Annotated in this window: 19 protein-coding genes; 9 read left to right on the forward strand and 10 right to left on the reverse strand. The window is 67.8% G+C overall.

Going from position 1 to position 21486, the window contains the following annotated elements; translation table 11 throughout:
- The first annotated feature begins 1 nt into the window (after position 1).
- The 4 genes from P0Y60_11955 to P0Y60_11970 all read left to right on the forward strand — a co-directional run bounded on the left by P0Y60_11955 (position 2) and on the right by P0Y60_11970 (position 4338).
- Positions 2 to 919, forward strand: a complete 918-nt coding sequence (locus P0Y60_11955; GenBank protein WEK60049.1) for an ABC transporter permease — start codon at positions 2 to 4, stop codon at positions 917 to 919.
- Entirely contained in the window at positions 870 to 2972 is a 2103-nt protein-coding gene (locus P0Y60_11960) for an ABC transporter ATP-binding protein (GenBank protein WEK60050.1), read from the forward strand. Before P0Y60_11955 ends, P0Y60_11960 begins: the two co-directional genes overlap by 50 nt.
- 41 nt (positions 2973 to 3013) lie before the next feature.
- Positions 3014 to 3547, forward strand: a complete 534-nt coding sequence (locus tag P0Y60_11965; GenBank protein ID WEK60051.1) for a PH domain-containing protein — start codon at positions 3014 to 3016, stop codon at positions 3545 to 3547.
- Between the two features lie 62 nt (positions 3548 to 3609).
- On the forward strand, positions 3610 to 4338 hold the full coding sequence (locus P0Y60_11970; protein ID WEK60052.1) for an alpha/beta hydrolase: 729 nt from the start codon (positions 3610 to 3612) through the stop codon (positions 4336 to 4338).
- On the opposite strand, the gene P0Y60_11975 is transcribed toward P0Y60_11970, so the two are convergent.
- Positions 4333 to 5571 (reverse strand): MFS transporter, encoded by a 1239-nt coding sequence (locus tag P0Y60_11975; protein WEK60053.1) that lies wholly within the window; start codon positions 5569 to 5571, stop codon positions 4333 to 4335. The genes P0Y60_11970 and P0Y60_11975 overlap by 6 nt on opposite strands.
- A 256-nt stretch (positions 5572 to 5827) precedes the next feature.
- Here P0Y60_11975 and rpsT point away from each other — a divergent pair, with 256 nt between their 5' ends.
- Positions 5828 to 6088, forward strand: coding sequence for a 30S ribosomal protein S20 (gene rpsT, locus P0Y60_11980; protein ID WEK60054.1), 261 nt, complete (start codon positions 5828 to 5830; stop codon positions 6086 to 6088).
- Between the two features lie 64 nt (positions 6089 to 6152).
- On the opposite strand, the gene P0Y60_11985 is transcribed toward rpsT, so the two are convergent.
- From P0Y60_11985 to P0Y60_12010, 6 genes are all read right to left on the reverse strand, one after another.
- Complete coding sequence (locus P0Y60_11985) at positions 6153 to 7190, reverse strand: DNA polymerase III subunit delta (protein ID WEK60055.1); 1038 nt, start codon at positions 7188 to 7190, stop codon at positions 6153 to 6155.
- Positions 7191 to 7302: 112 nt separating this feature from the next.
- Entirely contained in the window at positions 7303 to 7668 is a 366-nt protein-coding gene (locus P0Y60_11990) for a hypothetical protein (protein ID WEK60056.1), read from the reverse strand.
- A gap of 388 nt (positions 7669 to 8056) precedes the next feature.
- Positions 8057 to 10402 carry a ComEC/Rec2 family competence protein gene (locus P0Y60_11995; protein ID WEK60057.1) on the reverse strand — a complete coding sequence of 782 codons (2346 nt, stop codon included), beginning with the start codon at positions 10400 to 10402 and terminating at the stop codon, positions 8057 to 8059.
- Between the two features lie 507 nt (positions 10403 to 10909).
- Positions 10910 to 11125 (reverse strand): hypothetical protein, encoded by a 216-nt coding sequence (locus P0Y60_12000; GenBank protein WEK60058.1) that lies wholly within the window; start codon positions 11123 to 11125, stop codon positions 10910 to 10912.
- Between the two features lie 78 nt (positions 11126 to 11203).
- Complete coding sequence (locus tag P0Y60_12005) at positions 11204 to 11839, reverse strand: DUF1684 domain-containing protein (protein ID WEK60059.1); 636 nt, start codon at positions 11837 to 11839, stop codon at positions 11204 to 11206.
- A gap of 53 nt (positions 11840 to 11892) precedes the next feature.
- Positions 11893 to 12507: a ComEA family DNA-binding protein gene (locus tag P0Y60_12010; protein WEK60060.1), complete on the reverse strand. Its 615-nt coding sequence runs from the start codon at positions 12505 to 12507 to the stop codon at positions 11893 to 11895.
- Positions 12508 to 12685: 178 nt separating this feature from the next.
- On the opposite strand from P0Y60_12010, the gene P0Y60_12015 reads away from it, so the two are divergent.
- The gene (locus P0Y60_12015) at positions 12686 to 13690 is read left to right on the forward strand and encodes a hypothetical protein (GenBank protein WEK60061.1); all 1005 of its coding nucleotides are present in this window, start codon (positions 12686 to 12688) and stop codon (positions 13688 to 13690) included.
- A gap of 37 nt (positions 13691 to 13727) precedes the next feature.
- Here P0Y60_12015 and leuS read toward each other — a convergent pair whose 3' ends face one another.
- Both leuS and P0Y60_12025 read right to left on the reverse strand, forming a co-directional pair.
- Positions 13728 to 16304: a leucine--tRNA ligase gene (gene leuS / locus P0Y60_12020; GenBank protein ID WEK60062.1), complete on the reverse strand. Its 2577-nt coding sequence runs from the start codon at positions 16302 to 16304 to the stop codon at positions 13728 to 13730.
- A 33-nt stretch (positions 16305 to 16337) separates the two neighbouring features.
- Positions 16338 to 17654 (reverse strand): chorismate-binding protein, encoded by a 1317-nt coding sequence (locus P0Y60_12025; protein ID WEK60063.1) that lies wholly within the window; start codon positions 17652 to 17654, stop codon positions 16338 to 16340.
- Positions 17655 to 17695: 41 nt separating this feature from the next.
- Here P0Y60_12025 and P0Y60_12030 point away from each other — a divergent pair, with 41 nt between their 5' ends.
- From P0Y60_12030 to P0Y60_12040, 3 genes are read left to right on the forward strand one after another with little or no spacing between them, the layout of a single operon-like run.
- Positions 17696 to 18367, forward strand: a complete 672-nt coding sequence (locus tag P0Y60_12030; GenBank protein ID WEK60064.1) for a DedA family protein — start codon at positions 17696 to 17698, stop codon at positions 18365 to 18367.
- A 4-nt stretch (positions 18368 to 18371) separates the two neighbouring features.
- A complete protein-coding gene (locus tag P0Y60_12035; protein WEK60065.1) occupies positions 18372 to 19397 on the forward strand; it encodes a DUF2183 domain-containing protein in 1026 nt (341 codons plus the stop codon).
- Between the two features lies 1 nt (position 19398).
- Positions 19399 to 20259 (forward strand): 3-methyladenine DNA glycosylase, encoded by an 861-nt coding sequence (locus tag P0Y60_12040; GenBank protein WEK60066.1) that lies wholly within the window; start codon positions 19399 to 19401, stop codon positions 20257 to 20259.
- Positions 20260 to 20280: 21 nt separating this feature from the next.
- Here the strand turns inward: P0Y60_12040 and P0Y60_12045 are convergent, their stop codons facing one another.
- Positions 20281 to 21471 (reverse strand): glycoside hydrolase family 3 N-terminal domain-containing protein, encoded by a 1191-nt coding sequence (locus P0Y60_12045; GenBank protein WEK60067.1) that lies wholly within the window; start codon positions 21469 to 21471, stop codon positions 20281 to 20283.
- Between the last annotated feature and the right edge of the window lie 15 nt (positions 21472 to 21486).

A 21486-nucleotide genomic window follows, 5' to 3' on the forward strand; every position in this document is an offset into this window, starting at 1 on the left:
CATGACTCTCGATCCCACCCAACTCGACGCCCCTGTGCTGGAGCCCGAGACCGAAGATTCCGAGTCCATCCCCCGGTGGCGACTGATCCTCAAGCGCACCTTCTCCACCAAGCGCGCATGGATCGGCGCCATCGCGCTGGTGTTGATCTTCCTCCTCGCCTACGTCGGACCGCTTCTGTACCCGTGGTCCGCAACCGACCAGGACTACCTGTCCTTCAACAAGCCCCCCAGCCTCGATCACTGGTTCGGCACCGACACGATCGGGCAGGACATCTTCGCGCAGTCGATCGCCGGACTGCAGAAGTCCCTGCTGATCGGTCTGATCGTCGGGCCCGTCACCGCGATCATCGCGGGACTGGTCGGAGCGATCGCCGGCTACGTGGGCGGCGTCTGGGACCGGGTGATCGTCTGGATCATCGACCTTCTGCTGGTGCTGCCGAGCTTCTACATCCTGGTTCTGCTCAGCCCGCTCTTCAAGGGCCTGGCGTGGGTGGCACTCGTGGTCTTCCTCCCTCTCTTCGGGTGGATGGTTCTCGCCAGGGTCATCCGGGGCCAGACCATGTCGTTGCGTGAACGCGACTACGTCAAGGCCGCACGCTTCATGGGCGTCGGCGGCTTCACGATCATCCGCCGCCACATCCTCCCCAACGTCGCATCGCTGCTGATCATCGACGCGACTCTGGGCGTCGGCGCCGCGATCCTCGCCGAGACGACTCTGAGCTACTTCGGCTTCGGCATCCAACCCCCGGACGTGTCCTTGGGCACTCTCCTGGCTGCCGGCAGCGCTGCCGCCACGACTCGCCCCTGGCTCTTCGTCCCACCGGCGATCCTCCTCGTCGCCACCGTCCTCGCATCGAGCCTCCTCGGAGATGCACTGCGTGACGCCGTCGACCCGACCTCGGAGAACAATCGTGCCTGAACCTCTGCTTCGCGTCCGCGACCTCAACGTCACCTTCGAGACCAAAGCACGCACCGTGCACGCGGTCCGCGGGGTCGACTACGAGGTCAACCGCGGCGAATTCCTCGCGATCGTCGGCGAATCCGGCTCGGGCAAGTCCGTGTCGTCGATGGCGGTCATGGGTCTGCTCCCGAGCACGGCTCGCGTGTCCGGATCGATCACGTATGACGGCAAGGAACTGCTCGGGTCCACCGACAAGCAGCTGTCGAAGATGCGCGGATCCGACATCGCCATGGTCTTCCAGGACCCGCTGTCCGCGCTCACGCCGGTCTACACGATCGGGCAGCAGATCATCGAGGGACTCAAGATCCATCAGCCCACGCTCAGCGCGCGGGCCATGGAGGCACGGGCAGTCGAACTGCTCGACATCGTCGGGATCCCCGAGCCCCGTCGACGGGTGAAGGCCTTCCCGCATGAGTTCTCCGGCGGCATGCGTCAGCGCGCGATGATCGCGATCGCGATCGCGAACGATCCGAAGCTGATCATCGCCGACGAGCCGACGACGGCGCTCGACGTCACCATCCAGGCTCAGATCCTCGATGTGCTCCAGACGGCGAAGGAGATCACCGGCGCCGCGGTGGTGCTCATCACCCATGATCTCGGAGTCGTCGCCGGCAATGCCGACCGGGTCGCCGTCATGTACGCGGGTCGCATCGTCGAGACGGCCCCCGTCGACCTCCTGTTCGCCCGACCGACGATGCCCTACACGATCGGCCTGCTCCGTTCGATGCCGAACATGGTCGATACGAGCGCGACCCGACTCGTGCCACTCGAAGGTCGCCCTCCGCTGCTGACCGAGATACCGACCGGATGCCCGTTCGCCGATCGGTGCCCCGTGGTCATCTCCTCCTGTCACGACATCGAACCCGAGCTCCTGCCCGTGGCCCCCACCCAGGCCGCGGCCTGCATCCGTTCGGTGGAGATCGTCGACGGAAGGATCCCGCGCGACGAGGTCTTCGCTCCCCCGGCCCCGACCGCAGTCGTCGTGCGTGCGGAGGCAGCGGGCGAGACGGTGCTCACCGTCGAGAACGTGAAGCGGCACTTCCCGCTCACCAAGGGAACCGTCTTCCGTCGCCGCGTCGGCACCGTCCGTGCCGTGGATGGCGTGAGCTTCGAACTGGTCGGCGGCAAGACCCTCGGCCTCGTGGGTGAATCCGGATGCGGCAAATCCACCACGGTGATGGAAGTGATGGAACTCGCCAAGCCCCAGTCCGGGCGCATCACGGTCAACGGCCTCGACACGGCGGCGCTCTCGGCGTCCGATCGCCGTGCGATGCGCACGGACATCCAGATCGTGTTCCAGGACCCGGCGGCCTCGCTTGACCCCCGTATGACGGTGGAAGAGCTCATCGGAGAGCCGCTCACGGTCCACGGCATTCCGGCGAAGGAGATCACGCGTCGCGTGCGGCGCATGCTCGAACTCGTCGGCCTCGAGCCCAGCTATGCGCAACGGTATCCGCACGAGTTCTCCGGAGGTCAGCGGCAGCGCATCGGCATCGCGCGCGCCCTCGTCGTGGAACCTCGGATCCTCGTCCTGGACGAACCCGTCTCCGCGCTCGATGTCTCGGTGCAGGCCGGCGTCATCAACCTCCTCGAGGACCTCAAGGAGCAGCTCGGACTGTCGTATCTGTTCGTGGCGCACGACCTCGCCGTCGTGCGCCACATCGCCGACGACGTCGCGGTGATGTATCTCGGGAAGATCATCGAGTACGGTGCGGGCGACGCGATCTTCGACAACCCGCGCCATCCCTATACACGGGCACTTCTCTCAGCCGTGCCGGTGCCGGATCCCGAGTTCGAACGGACGAGGGAGCGGATTCTCCTCAAGGGCGATCTCCCGTCGCCCACGGAGACGATCGACGGATGCTCGTTCCGCACCCGATGCCCGTTGTACGCGATCCTCCCGGAGGAGCAGAAGAGCCTCTGCGAGACGGATGCTCCTGAGCTGCGAACGGTGGACGGGCGCGATGTCTCCTGCCACTGGGCGGAGCAGGAAATCCTTCAGCCCGCGTGAGTTCGCGGTCTCACGCTCGGGAGCGCGGCGAAGAGCGGGTCGTGATCCGAGGCAACTCCGGCTGGTGGATCTCCGGAGTCCTCGCATCGCTGTTCCTCTTCATGCTGGTCGATGCGGCGGTGCGCGGTGAATGGACGGTGATCCTGCTCACCGCGCCCTGGATGTGCGTTGCGCTCATCATCTGCTGGGCGCTGCTGATCCGGCCCCGACTCGTCGTCTCGCGCGACGCGCTGACCGTGGTGAACGTCTTCCGCACACACACCGTCCCGTGGCACGACATCGATGGCCTCGCCGTGCGATACCAGTTGATCGTCACCCTGATCGACGGGAACCTGATCCGCGCCTGGGGCTCGCCCACCACACACCCGCAGGGACCGCGCGGTCAGACCGACGAGAAAGAAGCCCGTGCACGGCGATTCGTCGGTGTCGTCGAGGCGATAGAACGTACCCGCGACGTGCTGGGCAGGCCCGGCTCCTCTCTGGTGCGTGCGTCACGGAGATTCGATTGGGAGCCGCTGGCGGCGCTGGGCGCCGCGGCCGTGGTCGGGCTGATCACCGCACGTCTCTTCTCCTGAACGCACGACTCTGTTCCTGAGCGCACGACTCTGTTCCTGAGCGCACGACTTAGGCTGGACGCGTGAGCGTTCAGGTCGTCCTCGTGCACGGCATCCGTACGTCGGCCACCATGTGGCGGGCGCAGCAGGAGTACCTGGAACAGAACGGCTACGCCTGCACCGTCGTCGACCTCCCCGGACACGGCACTCGCATGGACGAGGACTTCACCCTGCACGAGGCCCTGCACACGATCGATGCGGCGGTGCGGGCCGCCGCGGACCTCGGGCCGGTGCTGCTCGTCGGACACTCGATGGGTGGCCTGCTGTGCCTCGCGTATGTCGGAGGAGGTGCGCGGCCCCCGGTGGCCGGCCTGATCGCGGCGTCGTGCACGGCCCTCCCCCATGGGAGGAACCTCACCGCCTACCGGTGGGTCGCGCGGGCGGTGGATTCCCTCCCTGACCGCGGACTCTGGATCACCGAACGGATCCTCGACGCGACGATCCCGCTCGAGACCCGCGCGGATTTCGCCGCCGGGGGCTACGCCCTGGACACGCAGGACGTCGCGTTGCACAGCCTCGCGGCACTCGACATCGCCGCAGCCGTCGAGCGCATCGACATCCCCCTCTGGTTCGTCAACGGGCAGTTCGATCAGCTGCGTGTCAACGAGGGTCTGTTCCACCGGCTCGCCCCGCATGCCGAACTGATCATCGTTCCGCGCACGACGCACCTGGTGACCGCCATGCGCCCCCGCGTCTTCAACGCGGTCATCCAGCTCGCAATCGCGACACTGGATGAGACCCTCGCATCATGAGCGGGCGGGCTGCCGCGCGAACGCGGTGAGCACTCCTCCGACGATCGACAGCACGGCGGCTGCCACGAACACCAGCCAGAATCCGCCCACCAGAGCCACGAGTGCCGCGCCCAGCACCGGGCCGATGAGTTGCCCGAGCGCCGCCGTGACGTTCACGATGCCGAGGTCGCGTGCGTGGTCCTCAGCGTGGGGCAACAGGTCGGCGGCGAAGGCGAGCCCCACGGTGGAGAACGCCCCGTAGCCGAGGCCCATCAGCGCTGCCGCGATCATCGTCATCTCGAACGTCGGCACGAGAGCGATCGCGACGCCGGATGCCGCCTGCACGACGGTGGCCGCGATGGTGAGCCCCCTCCGGTTGCCGGTGCGATCGGAGATGATGCCGGTGAGCACCGACGCGATGACGACGAACACGGTGTAGACGACGATGAGGAGCAGGAGGTTGTCCTGCGCGGTCGCGGTCGGTTGCCCGAGTCCGTGGAGCAGGAAGAACAGGAAAAGGGCGGTCCCGAGCGCATTGCCGATGTTCGTCACGAGTCGACCCGACAGCATCCATGCGAAGTCCCGATCACGCAGCGAGGCAAGGATCCTCCCTCGCACCCGGTCCGGTCGCAGTGCGGCCGTCGCCGGCGGGTCCGGAAGCAGGAGCGCTGCGGCCGTGCCCACCACCGCGATGATCGCCGCCAACAGGAGGTAGCCCGCGACGATGCCGAGGCCGAGCAGCACGACGAGTCCGACTCCGAGCACGATGCCCACGGCCTGGCTGGACCCGACAGCGGCGGAGGCGGCCCCCCGCTGCGTCGTGGGGAGCTGATCGGCGATGAGAGCGGTGAAGGCGGCCGATGACACCGCGACGCCGACCGAGACCCCGATCCATGCTGCCCCGACACCCCATGGGCCCTCCGCGAAGCCGGTGAGCACCAGGCAGAGCGCGGTGAGCAACACCCCTCCGAGCGCCCAGGGTCGCCGACGCGAACGCCCCGTTCCCATACGGTCGGACAGTGCTCCGGCGACGGGGCCGGCGAGCACGCCCGCCAGCCCACCGATGCCCAGCACCAGTCCTGACGACACCACCCCGCGGATCCAGTCGTCCTCGGGAGTGTCGAGCTGTAGGGGAAGCAGCAGCTGGACAGGCGTGAGTTGCACCGTCCAGATCGCCAGCCACGCGAGCGTGAAGATCGACATCCAGCGGGCGCCGACCTTGGTCGCCGCGATGTGCGAGGGCGCAGGGCTCATGAGACTCCTTGACGTCGATGTCGGAACAGTCATGATTCTGCACCCCGTGCCACTGATCGCGCGACGCAGTGTCGTCATGTGGGCGCCGTGTCGCCTGCAGCGGACGCTCCGAGCGTGGCCGTTTCGCGTGATCCGGTACACAGCTGGTAGAGTTGGTTCTTGGCTTGCGTGTGGGTTCTTCCCTCACGACCGTCGTGCAACAGCCCTCTTCTGGTGCCGACACTCCGAATCACTCCTGTACAGAAAGTGTCCACACGTGGCAAACATCAAGTCGCAGATCAAGCGCAACAAGACCAACATCAAGGCGAACGAGCGCAACAAGGCCGTGAAGAGCGAACTCAAGACGCTCATCCGCACGACCCGCACCGCCGTCACCACCGGCGACAAGGCCGCTGCCGAGAAGTCCTTCAAGAAGGCGTCCGTCAAGCTCGACAAGGCCGTCAGCAAGGGTGTCCTGCACAAGAACCAGGCGTCGAACCGCAAGTCGGCTCTCGCCAAGCAGGTCGCTTCTCTCTGAGTGGCACCTCTGAGAAAGGCCCGTCCCGATATCGGGGCGGGCCTTCTTCGTATGCTGTGAGGTCCTACTCTCCGAACGGCTGACGCGTCGCGATGACGGTGACCATACGCTCGAGCGCGAAGATCGGGTCACGCGCTGCGCCCTTCACCTCGCCGTCTGCCCGGGCCGTCGCCTGGATCGCCATTCCCAGTGAGCGCTCGTTCCACCCGGCGAGATCGCGTCGCGCACGATCGACCTGCCAATCCTTCATACCCAGTCGCTGTGCGAGCTGCCTGCTCGGTTCGCGGTTACCGGCGACGCGCGCCATCGTGCGCAGCTTCATGGCGAACGCGGCGACCATCGGCACCGGATCGGCGCCCGATGCCAGCGCGTGCCTCAGCGCGATCAACGCCTCGCCGTAGCGACCGGCGATCGCGGTGTCGGCGACGACGAAGGCAGACACCTCCACCCGCCCGCCGTAGTACTTCGTGACGACGTCTTCACCGATATCGCCCTCGACATCACCGATCAACTGCTGGCACGCGGCGGCGAGCTCGGTGAGATCGTCGGCGAACGCGGAGACGAGCGCACGGAGCGCAGGGGGCGCGATGCGCTTCTTGGCCGCGCGGAACTCCCCCGCGGCGAAGTCGACCCGATCACCGTCGCGCTTGATCGCCGGACAGGCGATCTCGATGCCACCACCGGTTCCCGAGCGCAGGGCGTCGAGCAGCTTCTTGCCGCGAACACTCGCGCCCGTGTGGCGCAGTACCACCGTGGCGCCCTCCTGCGGGTGGTCGAGGTAGGACACGGCCTCTTGGATGAAGGCGTCCGAACACTTCTCGACGCCGGAGACGCGCACCAGCCGGGGTTCGCCGAAGAGCGAGGGCGATGTCAGCGCCAGCAGTGTGCCGGGGGCGTAGTCGTCGGCACGCACATCGGTGACCTCGAGTGCCGGGTCTTCGGCGCGCAGGTAATCGCGTACGCCGGCGATCGCGCGCTCGGCGCAGACCTCCTCAGGTCCGGAGACGAGCACGATCGGAGCAGGGCGTGGCTCCCGCCACGAGACCTGCGGAACCTTGGTCGCCTTCGCCCCGCCACGGGATGAGGTACGCGGAGCTGCCATGCTCCCAGACTACCCGGGGGCACCGACGCCCGACTCTGTCCACACCTGCGGCGCGGCACGACGCCTGGGCGTAGAGCTTCGACTGACCATCGAGCACGACGCCCCGCTGCTGTCAGCAGCTTGGGGCGAGCCGATAGCTTGTCGTTCCCTCAGCGCTGTGAACTTCGCCGTTCTCTGTTCGGTAGGTAACATTCATCCCGTCTGCCTGACCGACGGTTCCCTCAAGCTCCACCACCACAGTCACCGAGTAATGCGTCCCTGACTTGAGTTGCGCCGAGTCCGCCGGGATTCTTGCACTCCACGGCCCGCCGGCATCAGCCTCAAGATCCCTGAGAGGTTGCGCTCCGATCGCTGTGACACCGTCGTCCAACGAGATGACGGATGCTTCGTCGAGAGCCTTGAGTCCCTCGAGTCCAACGAGCTCGATCGACTCGATCGAGATGTCGGCCTCTGCTTGCACCGTCTCACCGACCACCATGCTCTCGTTGCTGCTCGCGGGTACGCAGAGCGTTCCCTCGTCGCCCCCCCCATCGCGAGGTACGAAGAGTGGGAAGGTGTGCAGGAGGTGAGAACGATCATGGCTACCGCGACGGTCGTTACGGCAGCCATGATCGGCTGAATCGGACTAGTCACGCTACTTGACTACCAGAGTTCCAAGAGTGCGGCTGGATACCCCTGTGTACTCACCAGCGCCTTCGGCAATAACTTCTGCGACAACGCTGCCTTCGTCCTTCCGCGCGGACCTCACGCGTTCCTTAGCCGTCTATGAGTCCGAGAAGGCGCGGCTCTCGCCACGAGACCTGCGGAACCTTGGTCGCCTTCGCCCCGCCACGGGATGAGGTACGCGGAGCTGCCATGCTCCCGAACTACCCGGGGGTACCGACGCCCGACTCTGTCCACACCTGCAGTTCGTCGTTCGCCGAGCCGATCAGCACGCGTCCCTGCCGATCGGTGCGCAGCAGGTACGCGCCCGTCGATGACAGCAGATCGAGGGTCTCCTCCCGCGGGTGCCCGTAGTCGTTGTCGACACCCGCGCTGAAGATCGCGACCGTCGCGTGCAGCGATTCGTAGAGAACCGGATCCTGGTCGGCGCTGCCGTGGTGCGCGACCTTCACCACCGCATAGGGACCGGCGATCCGTGCGGTGCGCTGCAGCATCCGCTGAGATGCGGCAGACAGATCGCCGAGGAAGAGTGAGCGCGGAACCTCGCCTCCGTCGAACTCCATGACCACGCTCGCGTCGTTACCCTCAGGGAAGGCGACGGAGTTTCGCAGGGGCCAGAGCACCCGCCACGGCGCGGAACCGAGCACGCCGTGGAGTCCCGCCGTCGCAGCACGGAGCTCTGCACCCCCGGCACCGAGGCGGTCGAGCATTCGCTGATCTGCGGGAGCACTCGACGGGCCATGCAGCACCGCATCCACTCGTCCCTGTACGGCGTCGACCCCGCCGACGTGGTCGAGGTCGAAGTGGGTGAGCACGAGGAGATCGATCCGATCGATCCCGAGAGAGCGGAGACAGTCGCGGAGCGCTTCCGGTTCCGGGCCCGTGTCGATCAGAGCCGTCGCCTCCTCGGAACGCACGACCAGCGCATCGCCCTGCCCGACGTCGCAGGCGGCGATCGCCCAGCCGTCGGGCGTGCGCGCCGTCGCCAGAGGGCCGTCCAACAGTATCTGCGCCGCGCCGACCGCGATGGTGACGATCAGAACCGCAGCAGACGCCCCGCGCAGCAGGGTCTTCCACCGGGTCGTCCAGCGTCGCGAGGAGTCCGGGCGGAGGGGCGCTCTCACGATTACCACGCCCAGTGCCGCGCTGATCCCCGCCACCAGCAGTGCGCTCGTGATGCCAGGCGGCACGAGTATCTGCGCGAGCGGCAGCTGGGCCGCGGTCGTCGCCGTGGTCGCGATCCAGGCCGCGGGCAGCCAGGCCGACGCCGCGAGCACGTCGGCGAGCCCGGGGAACGGTGCCGCCAGACAGGCGAGCATTCCGATCACGGTCGCGATCGGGGCGGCAGGTGCGGCGAGCAGATTCGCGACGACGCCGATCAGCGACTGCTGCTCGGCGAACAGGGCGATGATCGGCCCGCACGCGAGCTGCGACGACACGGGCACGGCGATGGCCAGGGCGAGCGGGGCAGGCAGGATCCGCGACAGGCCTCGTGCCAGTGGAGGCGCCAACAGGATGAGCGCTGCCGATGCTGCGACCGACAGCGCGAAGCCCGGAGTCGCCGCCAACCAGGGATCGACCAGCAGGATGCCGGTGACGCCGAGTGAGAGCATCCCGGCACCCGCACGCGGTCGGCCGATCAGCACCGTCAGCATCGCGATGCCCGACATCACCGCGGCCCGGATGACGCTGGACTCCGGGGTGACGAGGATCACGAACCCGGCCAGCGCGAGGGCGGCGAGAATGACGCGCGCTCCTCGTCCGCACCCGCAGAGAGCCGCGAGCCAGAACACCGCACCGACCACGATCGCACAGTTCGCACCGGACACGGCGGTCAGGTGGCTGAGGGCCGTGGTGCGCATGTCGTCGTTCAGCTCGGTCGACACCGCCCGAGTATCACCGACCGCGAGGCCCGGCAGCAGGCCGGCTCCGGGTTCGGGAAGCGTCGTCGCGCGATCGATGAACGCTCCTCGGGCCGCGGCCGCCACACCGAACACCCCCTCGGCCGGCCGAACCACCTCGGCCTCACTCGCGAACACGACGAGCACGGCCCGCTCGCCGGCATCCGTCTTCTTCGTCTCGCCGACCACACGGATCACGGCGCCGAGGTCGACCCCCTCAGCCGGCTCCACGCCGACCCGCACCGGCGCGACCACGCGTACCGGCTCACCCCGAACCCCGACGCTCACCGTCTGAACCTCGACCCACAACCTCCCGTCCTGCCCCATCGACGCCGACGACGTCACGCCCCCGACCACCTCGACGACCCGGCCACCCGACTCCCCCGCCCGCTCCCGCGAGGTCATCGCCGACCCGACCGAGAACGCGACGGCGATCACCACCGTCAACACCACGAGAACGAGCCCGCCGCCATGCCCTGCGGCGACCCCGCGCCGCCACCGCCACAGCGCCAGCACGAGCGCCGCCCCGATCGCAGCGACAGCCACCGACACCACAACCCCGACCGCCGATGGAAGAAACACGCACAGCAGCGCCGCCGCCCACGCGCCGAGCGCCACCGGCAGAAGCCGCAGATCCTGCCCGCTCACCCCGCCGCACCCGCCTGCATCGCATCCATCCCGCGACGCTAAGCGTGTCCCACCACGTCACCGTCCGAAGATCACAGCGCCGGTGGATAACCTCGCACAACCACCTCTTGTGCAGGCCGTCAGGTGGTCAGTCCACCGGCCCGTCGAGAGGCCGTGCGACATTCTGCGTCGCTCGAACGGGACGGAACGCCGACCAAAGTATCGGATGCCTTCGTCATTTGGGATGTCTGATTGAAGACCATGCGATCAAGGGAGACTCCCTTTCTCTACAAACGCGTTCGAGCGCGCTCCAACAACCATTCGAGCGCATCGAGGGGGACATCGCTCTCGAATAACGTCACAGTGCGCGTTCCTGTGGCATCATCCTCAAAAACTTCCGCAATACACTCCCCAGTATCTCGGTGAAGTTCTAGACCCATGCCGTCCCGGTTGCCTACGGAACTCGCGAGAATCAGATGGTACCCGGCAATCATTGATGTCACGGCTCCAAGAATCCCACAAAGGTGGTCAGCCCACCGGCCCGTCGAGAGGCCGTGCGACACTCTGCGTCGCTCGCGCCTTCCGGAATTCCGCGATCGCCCGGATGACGAAAGTGCCGGCTCCGGCGAAAACGAGGACGAGACTTGCAATCGACCACCACACCGGCTGCATCGAGAACAGCATGTTCACTCCCACCACGATGAACATGACGGCAGCAACGGCCTGAACGAGAGCTTCGCGCATGGCTCAGAGGATAGTCGTCACGTGTCGTGCTCGATCAACGATCCCCTGGGAGCAGGGGGCGATCGCCGGAAGCGCGTCTCAGTCGTGCGTGCCGTCGTACAGCTCCCCGACGGGGACGGGAACCGCGAGCACATTGCCGGGAGGCGCAAGCGGGCAGGCCCAAGCGGGGTCGTAGGCGCACGAGGGGTTGTACGCGAAGTTGAAGTCGAGCACGATGGTGCCCGCTTCGGCATCGGAGCCGAGATCAGCCCCCTTGACGGTGTCGATCAGATAGCGACCACCGCCGTAGGTGCCGCCGGGAGCCCCCGCGAGAGCGTCGCGCAGCGGGATGAAGAGCCCGCCGCCGTACGAGGCGAGGCGCCACACGTCGAGCGATCCGACGTCGGGGACCTCGACCCGTCCGATCCGCTCGAAGGGCACGACGCCATCGGTGCCGGTGGCGAAATCGAACGAGGCGGCCTCCGCAGCGAGGATCGGCAGCTCGAAGCGCCAGCTCGCGTCGTAGGGGGCGATCGGCAACCCCGAGAAGGAGGCGCGATCCTCGGCGGACAGTGCCGTGGCGGGGTGATGGAGCATCAGGTCGTCTCGTTCGATCCGCCACAGTTCATGCGCGTCCTCAGGAGACTCCTCCCGGCGCACAGCGTCGTAGAGGGCGAACACGCGACGTCGCCAATCGACGACCTCGACTGCGGTGCGGGCTTTCGTGAGCGTCATGGCCCCAGGCTACGCGGCGATCGTGCACCCACGGCCCGGCGAGCAACAGCAGGTCACACCCGCGCCCCCTCCCGGATCGCCTCGAGCAGCTTCTCGCCGATGCCCGGCACGGCCAGCAGATCGTCGACGGACTGGAAACGACCGTTGTCCTCCCGCCAGGCGATGATGCGTTCCGCGAGCGCCGGGCCGATGCGCGGCAGCGTCTCCAGCGCCGCCTGGTCCGCCGTGTTCAGATCGATGCGGCCATCGCCCGTGCCGGACTGTGGATTCGCCGGATCCGCACTCGCCCCCACCACCGGCACGACCACCTGCTCGCCGTCCGCGAGCACACGCGCGAGGTTCACGGCGGCGAGGTCCGCGTCGTCCGTCGTGCCACCCGCAGCCGCCACGGCATCGACGAGTCGGGCGTCGAGGTCGAGCACATAGAGGCCGGGGCGCTCGACCGCGCCGAGAACGTGGACGAAGAGCTCCCCGGACGGGGCCGACGACGCCGATGCGTCGGGCAGAGCCACTGTCTCCTGCGGCGCCGCCTGACCGCGAAGGATGCCCATCCCCACCGCAGCAGAAAGCACCACGAGGCCCAGCACCACCGCCGCCCCCACGCTCAGGCGCAGCCGTCGCGGTCGTCCGCTCAGCCCGGGCTCGGGTGGCTCGTGGGAGGTGGGCATCCCGCCACGCTAGGCGCCCGGAGAGAGGTTCAGGCCGCCCTCGGCCGACGCCGGTGGATACGTCCGCGAAAGCTCGGAGTGTGCAGAGGGAGTCACTCCCTCCGCCTTCTGATCGTTATCCGCCCGTTGCCCGCCCTCACTCTCGCGCGGCTAGCGTCGAATCAGGAGGTGCCCACCGATGCGCAAGACGACGGCGATCGCGATGCTGGTCACCGCTCTGGCTCTCACCGGGTGCGGGGCTCTGCCGGGAATCGGCCCCGACCCTCGTGTGCCTGCAGAACCCATTGCCGCCGTGAGCTGCCCGGCGGTCTACGACGACGACATCGTCAGCGGACTGGTTCCCGACGGATTCGAGGCGGTCGCGGTCCTGCGATGCGATCCGTATGCGTCTCGGGACGATGAGGACGGCACCTGGTCAGGAGTCACCCTCGAACGACTGGAGGGAGACCTGGAACCGGTGCTCAGCGCCCTTGCCGTGCCGAGCGACCCGCTGTCGCCTGGCCCGTGTCCGGCGATCGGCTATCTGATTCCCGAGCTGTGGATCGAAGGCACGGACGGAACCGTCGTGCGCGTCGACATTCCGACAGACGGGTGCGCTGCCCCCAAGTCTGTCGGCCTGGATGCCGCCCTCGATGCATTGACCACGGTCGAGGAGACCTTCCAGGGCGGTGGCCTCATCGAATCGACGGCGGCGCGGAACGCGGGCTGCGACACGCTCGCCACGTTCCTCGTGCTCGCGGGCGCTGATGACATCGACGCGGGCATCCCCGCACGCCCCGACTCGGAGCAGCAGACTCTCGGCGACGATATGCTCATCCCGTTCGAAATGCCGGGTTGGCCGGAGACGTCGGCCGTCTCGGGAGCACGAATCTGCGACTACCGCTCGACCGCCGACACGTCGTCATCAGTGATGTTCCCCGACGACGCAGCCGCGTTCGTCGGCGTGCGCGAGCTCGGGATCGACGACGCGCGAGCGTTGGTCGCCGCAGCGCGCACCGCGACAGCCGCAGCATCCTGCGGCGAGACCGCCACCCGGCTGGTGACGGTGCATCTGCAGCTCACGAGCGGTGAATCAGCTCGCGCGTTCACCGTGGAGTTGGACGGATGCCGTCGAGTCGTCGCCCCAGACCTTCGCGGGCTCGCTGCGCCACCTGCCCTGCTGGCAGCGTTGACGCCTGCCTGATCGCCCTCCTCTGCACGGAGGAAGGCGATCAGCCGGATCAGCCCTTGACGGCGATGCTGACGATCTTCGGCGCGCGGACGATGACCTTGACGATCTCGCGGTCGCCTATCGACCGGATCACACGCTCATCAGCCATCGCGAGAGCTTCGAGCTCCGCCTCGCCGATGCGGGCGGACACCTCCAGCTGTGCGCGCACCTTGCCTCCGACCTGGACGACGGCGGTGATGGTGTCTTCGACGAGCAGCGCAGGATTCGCGGAACGCCAGGTGACGAGTCCGACCGACGGCTCATGCCCGAGGATCTCCCACATCTCCTCCGCGGTGTGCGGAGCGACCAGGTCGAGCATCACGGCGATGGTCTCTGCAGCCTCGCGCACCGCGGGATCAGCGGCGCCGGCAGCACCGTCGATCGTCTTGCGCGTGATGTTGACGAGTTCCATCAGACGCGCGACTAGCACGTTGAACTTGGTCTGCTCCACCAGCGCGGGCGCTTCTGACAGCAACTTGTGCGTCGCGCGACGCAGTGCCGCGTCTCCGCCGTCGAAGACCACGTCGACCGGGCTGCTGACCTCGCTCGCCACGCGCATCGCGCGCGCCAGGAACTTCTGGGCGCCGGTCGTGGAGACGTCGGCCCAGTCTTTATCGTCTTCCACGGGACCGGCGAACGCCAGCCCCACGCGCAGCGCGTCGGCGCCGTGCGCATCGAGCTCGTCCTGGAACAGCACCAGGTTGCCCTTGCTCTTCGACATCTTGGTGCCGTTGAGGATGACCATGCCCTGGTTGATGAGGTTGGAGAACGGCTCGGTGAAGTCGATCAACCCCATGTCGAACAGCACCTTGGTGATGAAGCGCGCGTACAGCAGGTGCAGGATGGCGTGCTCGACGCCGCCGATGTACGAATCCACCGGAGCCCACCGATCGGCCTGGGCCGGGTCGAAGGCGACGGTGTCGCTGTTCGGGGAGAGGAAACGCAGGAAGTACCACGAGCTGTCCACGAAGGTGTCCATGGTGTCGGGGTCGCGCAGCACCGGATCGCCGGTCGCCGGGTCGACCGTGCGCACCCAGCTCTCCGCCCCGCCCAAGGGCGACGTGCCCTTCGGCGACAGATCCAGGCCGTCGATGCTCGGCAGCGCGACCGGAAGCTGGTCCTCGGGCACGGGGATGATCTCCCCGTCTTCGGTGTGCAGCATCGGGATGGGTGTGCCCCAGAATCGCTGCCGCGAGATCAGCCAGTCGCGCAGACGGTAGTTCTTCGCGGCACGACCGGTGCCCAGAGCCTCCAACTGCTCGATCGCGCGGGCGATCGCATTGCGCTTGGAGAGCCCGTTGAGGGCGCCGGAGTTGATCATCCGGCCCTCACCGGTCAGAGCGATACCGGTGGATGCCGGGCTCTGCTCCTCGAGCGCCGCGCCGGTGTCGATCGGCACGCCGTCGTCATCGACCTCGATGACGGGCATCGCGCCGGTGATCGGCGCCGTCGTGTCCACGACGACCTTGACCGGCAGGTCGAACGCACGGGCGAAGTCGAGGTCGCGCTGATCGTGCGCGGGCACGGCCATGACCGCGCCATGACCGTAGTCGGCCAGCACGTAGTCGGCCGCCCAGACGGGCAGCTTCTCGCCGTTGACGGGGTTGATCGCGTAGCGCTCCAGGAAGATTCCGGTCTTCGGACGGTCCGTGGACTGCCGATCGATGTCGGTCTCCTTCTGCACCTGCGCCAGATAGTCCTGGAATCGCTGCCGGACTTCGGCGGGAGCATCCGCGGCCAGCTCGGATGCCAGATCGGAGTCGGGAGCGACGACGAAGAAGGTCGCGCCGTGCAGCGTGTCGGGGCGCGTCGAGAACACCGTGACGGGCTCATCGCGGCCCTCGATGCGGAAGTCGACGTCGGCGCCGATCGAGCGACCGATCCAGTTGCGCTGCATCTGCAGCACCTTGTGCGGCCAGAAGCCTTCCAGCTGGTTCAGGTCGTCGAGCAGACGGTCGGCGTAATCCGTGATGCGGAAGTACCACTGCGTGAGCTTCTTCTTGATGACCTCGGCGCCGCAGCGCTCGCACCGGCCGTCGACGACCTGCTCGTTCGCGAGCACCGTCTGGTCGTTCGGGCACCAGTTGACCGGGCTCTTCTTGCGATAGGCCAGGCCGCGCTCGTGCAGCTTCAGGAACAGCCACTGGTTCCAGCGGTAGTACTCGGGGTCGGACGTGTGCAGCACACGAGTCCAGTCGAAGGACACACCGTAGGCCTGGAAGCCCTCCTTCTGCTGCGCGATGTTGGAGTAGGTCCACTCCCGCGGGTCGGCGCCGCGGCGGATAGCGGCGTTCTCCGCCGGCAGACCGAACGAGTCCCAGCCGATCGGGTTCAGGACGTTGTGACCGCGGTGACGCCAGAAGCGCGCGACGATGTCGGAGTAGAGGTAGTTCTCCGCGTGCCCCATGTGCAGGTCACCGGACGGGTAGGGGAACATCGCGAGCACGTAGCGCCGCGGGCGCGTGTCGTCGTCGCCACCCGTGACGAAGGTCTCGTTCTCTGCCCAGTACTTCTGCCATTTGGCCTGGATGGCGTGCGCCGACGGAGACTCGTCCTCGGCGGGAGCGGTGGACAGGTTCTCAGACAACGAACACACGACCAATCTGGAAGAAAAACGGGATCAGTTCAGGATATCGGAAGCCCAGTGCACCGGCAGGACGGCGCCGAGCGCTGCGAGCGGCGCGCGCGCCTTGGTCGCGACCTCGGCGACCTCCGCGGCGGGCTCCGAACCCCAGGTGATCCCGCCCCCGGCTCCGACGAACGCCTCGCCCGGCTCGATCACGATGCTGCGGATCACCATCGCCAGATCGACTGTGCCGTCGACGCCGACGTAGCCGAAACATCCGGCGTACACACCACGAGGGCCGCCCTCCAGGGCGTGCAGGCGCGTCATCGCCGAGAGCTTCGGGGCTCCGGTCATACTTCCCGCGGGGAACGTCGCCGCGAGGAGATCTCCGAGGGTCGTTCCCGACGCCGCCGTGCCGCTCACCGTACTGACCAGCTGGTGCACGGCGGGATAGCTCTCGACCGTCCAGAGACCCTCCACCCGGATCGACCCTGGCACGCACACTCGTGAAAGATCGTTGCGCATGAGATCGACGATCATCACGTTCTCGGCGCGTTCCTTGGTGTTCGCGGCGAGCTCGGCGGCGAGCTCGACATCGCGCTGCGGATCCGCGCTGCGCGGACGCGTGCCCTTGATGGGACGGGTACGGATGGTCCCGGACTCGGCGTGGAGGAACTGCTCCGGGCTCGCGCTCAGCAGCGCTCTCGCACCGATGCGGATGAACCCGCCGTGGTGTGCCGGAGTCGCCGTGCGCAGGCGCAGGTACACCGAGACAGGGTCGTGGACGCCGGGGACGGTGAACCGGGTGGTGAGGCACAGCTGGTAGGCCGTTCCCGCTCGGATGAGTTCGCGGCACTGCGCGATGAGTCCGGCGTACTCGTCGGGTTCATGCCGGGCGACCGCGGGCGCCGCGGGGCGAACGGCCGGCACCTCGACGGGGCTCGTCGCAGTGGTGCCGATCCGTGCGATCGCCGATGCCCAGGCGTCCACTCCGTCGTCGTCTGCGAGCGCCCACGCCCGGCCGGAGGAATGATCGAACGCGACGACGCGATCCGCCCGGAGCCAGGACTTCCCCGCATCGCCCGGTCCCGCGACCGGAGCACCGGCCGCGCGAGCACCGGTCTCGTAGTCGCACCACCCGACCCATCCGCCGCCGAAGGGCGGGAGCGAGGGATTCGGCATCGGTGCGTCGATCCGTACATCGACAGGTTGTGATGCGACGTCCCCTCGCCCCACGAAACTCCAGCCGGACCGCGGATCGGTGCCGGCATCCAACCAGAACACGTCGGGCTCACGGCCTTCGAGCCACCGGAACACTTCGACGGGATCGACCCAAGCGGGGAGCAGGCGGGCGCTCAGACGGACAGGCACGTTTACAGACTAGGACTGTCCGCCTCCCGTATCCTCATGGGGTGGATGACCTTCTGCTCTGGATGTTCGACTTCGTGCAGTCCATCGACCCGGTCACCCGCACCGTCATCGCCGGTATCGCCGTGCTGCTCGAGACGAGCGTGCTGATCGGACTCATCGTCCCGGGCGACACGATCGTGATCATCGCGTCCATGGGAGTCGCCAGCCCGCTCGAAGGCGTGGCGATGGTGATCGCCGTCGTCATCGGCGCGCTCATCGGCGAGAGCATCGGCTTCGTGCTCGGGCGCTGGCTGGGACCCCGGATCCGTCATTCGTGGCTCGGTCGCCGCATCGGCGAACACAACTGGATCCGCGCGGAACGCTATCTCGAACGACGCGGCGGCGTCGCGATCTTCCTCTCCCGCTTCCTCCCGGTGCTGCACTCGCTCGTCCCCCTCACCGTCGGGATGAGCGGCTACTCCTACCGGCGCTTCCTCGCCTGGACCGCTCCCGCCTGCCTGCTCTGGGCGACGGCCTACGTCTCGGTGACGTCGCTCGCCGCCGGAGGATTCCGCGAACTGGTGGATCGCGTGCACTTCGCGGGGTACATCTTCGTCGGCGTGATCGCGCTGTTCCTGGTGCTCGTCTTCCTGGGCAAGAAGCTTCTGACGCGGCTCGAGTCGAGACATCTCGACGCACCGGACGCGCAACCCGAGAGTGACGTGAAAGACTGAAGCAATGGCTTCCGCACCCTCGGCGCCCCGAATCCACTGGTTCGCCCGTCTCGAACACCGCCTCCATGTGTGGCGTGAGGGTCGAGCGCGCCGTCGAGGCCGCACCGCGACCATCGTCCCCTTCCCCGGTTATGGCGGTCCCGGCTGGGTGCGTGTCGTCGGGCGCGTCCTGATCGTCCCGCCGCAGCGGCGCACGAAGGACGGCGAACTGGCGAGCGTGCGCGGTTGGCGGAGCTTCGTCGGAATCCCCGTGAGTTTCGCCGCCGTCGACGTGCACATCGGTGAGACGACGCATCACGTCGTGGCTGACCGCGGCGGCGTGGTCGACACCCGCATCGAGGCCGACCTCGAGCCCGGATGGCAGACCTTCACGATCTCGGTCGAGGGCCAGGATCCCGTCGAGGCGCGCGCGTTCATCGTCGCCGACACGATCGACTTCGGTGTGGTCTCCGACGTCGACGACACGGTCATGGTGACAGCGCTCCCCCGACCTTTCATCGCCTTCTGGAACTCCTTCGTACTGGACGAGCATGCCCGCATCCCGGTACCGGGCATGGCCGTGCTGCTCGATCAGCTGTTGCGCCAGCACCCCGGTGCCCCGATGGTCTACCTCTCCACCGGGGCGTGGAACGTCGCGCCCACGCTCTGGCGTTTCCTCGGCCGGCACCTCTTCCCCGCGGGCTCCATGCTGCTCACCGACTGGGGCCCCACGCACGATCGGTGGTTCCGCAGCGGCCGCGAGCACAAGCTCACGAACCTGCGCCGCCTGGCCGCAGAGTTCCCCGACGTGAAGTGGCTGCTGATCGGCGACGACGGACAGCACGACGAGTCGATCTATACGCAGTTCATGGAGGAGCATCCCGAATCGGTCGCAGGCGTCGCCATCCGACGTCTACTGCCCGCCGAGGCGGTGCTCGCGGGTGGTCGCACCGAACGCGAGGACCACGCGGAGGACACCGTGCCCTGGGTGAGCGCAGAAGACGGTGCGGGGCTGCGCGATCGACTCGGCGATGTCGGCATCCTGCACTGACATGTCTCTGACCCGTGTCGAGTGGCTGGCGCGCGAGCGCGCGCATCAGGAACGAGCCGACGCGCTCACCGCCGACCACCGTGAGCGGGCACAGCGCGGCGAGAAGCATCCGGTCTGGGATTTCCTCTTCTCGTACTACAGCTACAAGCCGGCACAGCTGCGACGTTGGCACCCCGGCGCCGGTATCGAACTGCAGCGCGCACCCGAGCGTGCGGGCTGGCGCTGGTATGCCCCCACGACCGACGATGGCGTCGCGCCCGATCCCTCGGCCTTCGCGACCGAGAAAGCCGACCTCGCAGCGCTCGTGGAGCGGATGCTGCGGCGTCCTGCCTCGCGCCCGGGACAGTTCGGTTGCTTCGGCCTGCACGAGTGGGCGATGGTGTACCGCGCCGATGAGCACCGTCATGCGGTGCCGCTGCGCCTGGGCAAGGCGGGGACGGATGCGGTGGTCGAGAACCACGACCTGCGGTGCACCCATTTCGACGCCTTCCGCTTCTTCACCCCGGAGGCCGTGCCCCTCAACCGCACGCCCCTCTCGCGCGAGGACCAGCCGCTGTTCGAGCAGCCGGGCTGCCTGCATGCGGGGATGGATCTGTACAAGTGGGCGACCAAGCTCGGCCCCCTGATTCCCGGCGACCTGCTGCTCGATGCGTTCGAGCTCGCACGGGACATCCGCCTGCTCGACATGGAGGCGGCCCCCTACGACCTCGCAGCGTGGGGTGTGCGTCCCGTCGCGATCGAGACGGCCGAGGGCAAGGCAGAGTACGTGCGCCGGCAACGGGTCTTCGCCGAACGCGGCACGGCTCTGCGCGTCGCGCTGCTCGACGCATGGCTCGGGACGATGACCCCTGTCGCCGCCTGACGATCCGAGCGGATCCCGACGTCAGCCCGCCGGAGTGCAGTCGTCGCACACCGTCCACGCCGAGGTCGAGGCGGACTGCTCCAGTCGCAGCGTCATGACGCGTGTCGCCGCATCGGCGAGTCGATCTGCCGGAAGCGTGCCCGCATCGACGGCTGCGGCGATCGCCGCCGCCATCTGCCCGGCCGTCTCCCGGGTGGAGCCCGCGATCATCAACACGAGGTCGTTGCCCGCGGCCACCGCCGTCACCGCATTGGCGATCGGATCTGCGTAGGTCGGGATGCCGGAGGCGACGAGCATCCCGAGGTCATCGGTCACCATGACCCCCTCGAACCCCAGGTCTTCGCGCGCGATCCGATGCCACGTCGCCGACAGCGAGGCGGGCGCCGAGTCGACCGCGGTGTAGGCGAGGTGTCCGAACATCAGTACCGATGCGCCCGCGTCGATGCCGTCGATGAAGGGCACCGCGTCGGAGGACCGCCACTCAGCGAGGCTCGTCCCGGTGGACGGGATCGCATGGTGGGAGTCCCCCGGAGCGGCTCCGTGACCGGGGAAGTGCTTGAGTGTCGAGGCCACGAACTGCTCCTGCGCGGTGGTCGCCGCCGCCACGCGCTCCCCCGCGCTCGCCGGCTCCGTACCGAGCGCACGGCCGTAGATGAAGGAGCGCGTGTCGGAGGTGACGTCGGCGACCGTGCCGAAGTTCACCGTGATCCCCGCGCGGGCGACCAACGATCCGCGGGCGGCGAAGGCATCCGCCGTCTTCGACGCAGGCTCCGACTTCAGCGCCGTCGATGCCGCATACCCGTCAGCATTCAGCCGCGACACGATCCCGCCCTCCTGATCGACCGCGATCAACGGCGGACGCAGTGGATCCACCGTCAGAGCCGCCGTCAATTTCCGCAGCTCGCCCTCGGATGGCGGGATGTTCGCCCCCATGAGGATGAACCCGCCGAGTCCGCCTGTCATGTAGTCACGCAATGCCGCGGCATTCGTTCCGCCGATATGCCCCATCACGATGCTCGCCGCCTGCTCGGCGGTGCTCATCTCAGACACCAGCGTGGCGGCGCGCGCAGCGGGTCCACTGACGGCATCCGACCCGGCGGGCGCCGCAGCCGCAGGCACCTCGGTCGTTCCTCCGGCGCTCGTCGGAAGCAGACCGGCGGCGAGGGCGCCGATGACCAGCGCTCCCACCCATCCCCATCGTCTTCCGCGCATGCGCTGTCGTCCTCA

It is taken from the genome of Candidatus Microbacterium colombiense, assembly GCA_029203165.1.
In the GTDB taxonomy this organism is placed as follows: domain Bacteria; phylum Actinomycetota; class Actinomycetes; order Actinomycetales; family Microbacteriaceae; genus Microbacterium; species Microbacterium colombiense.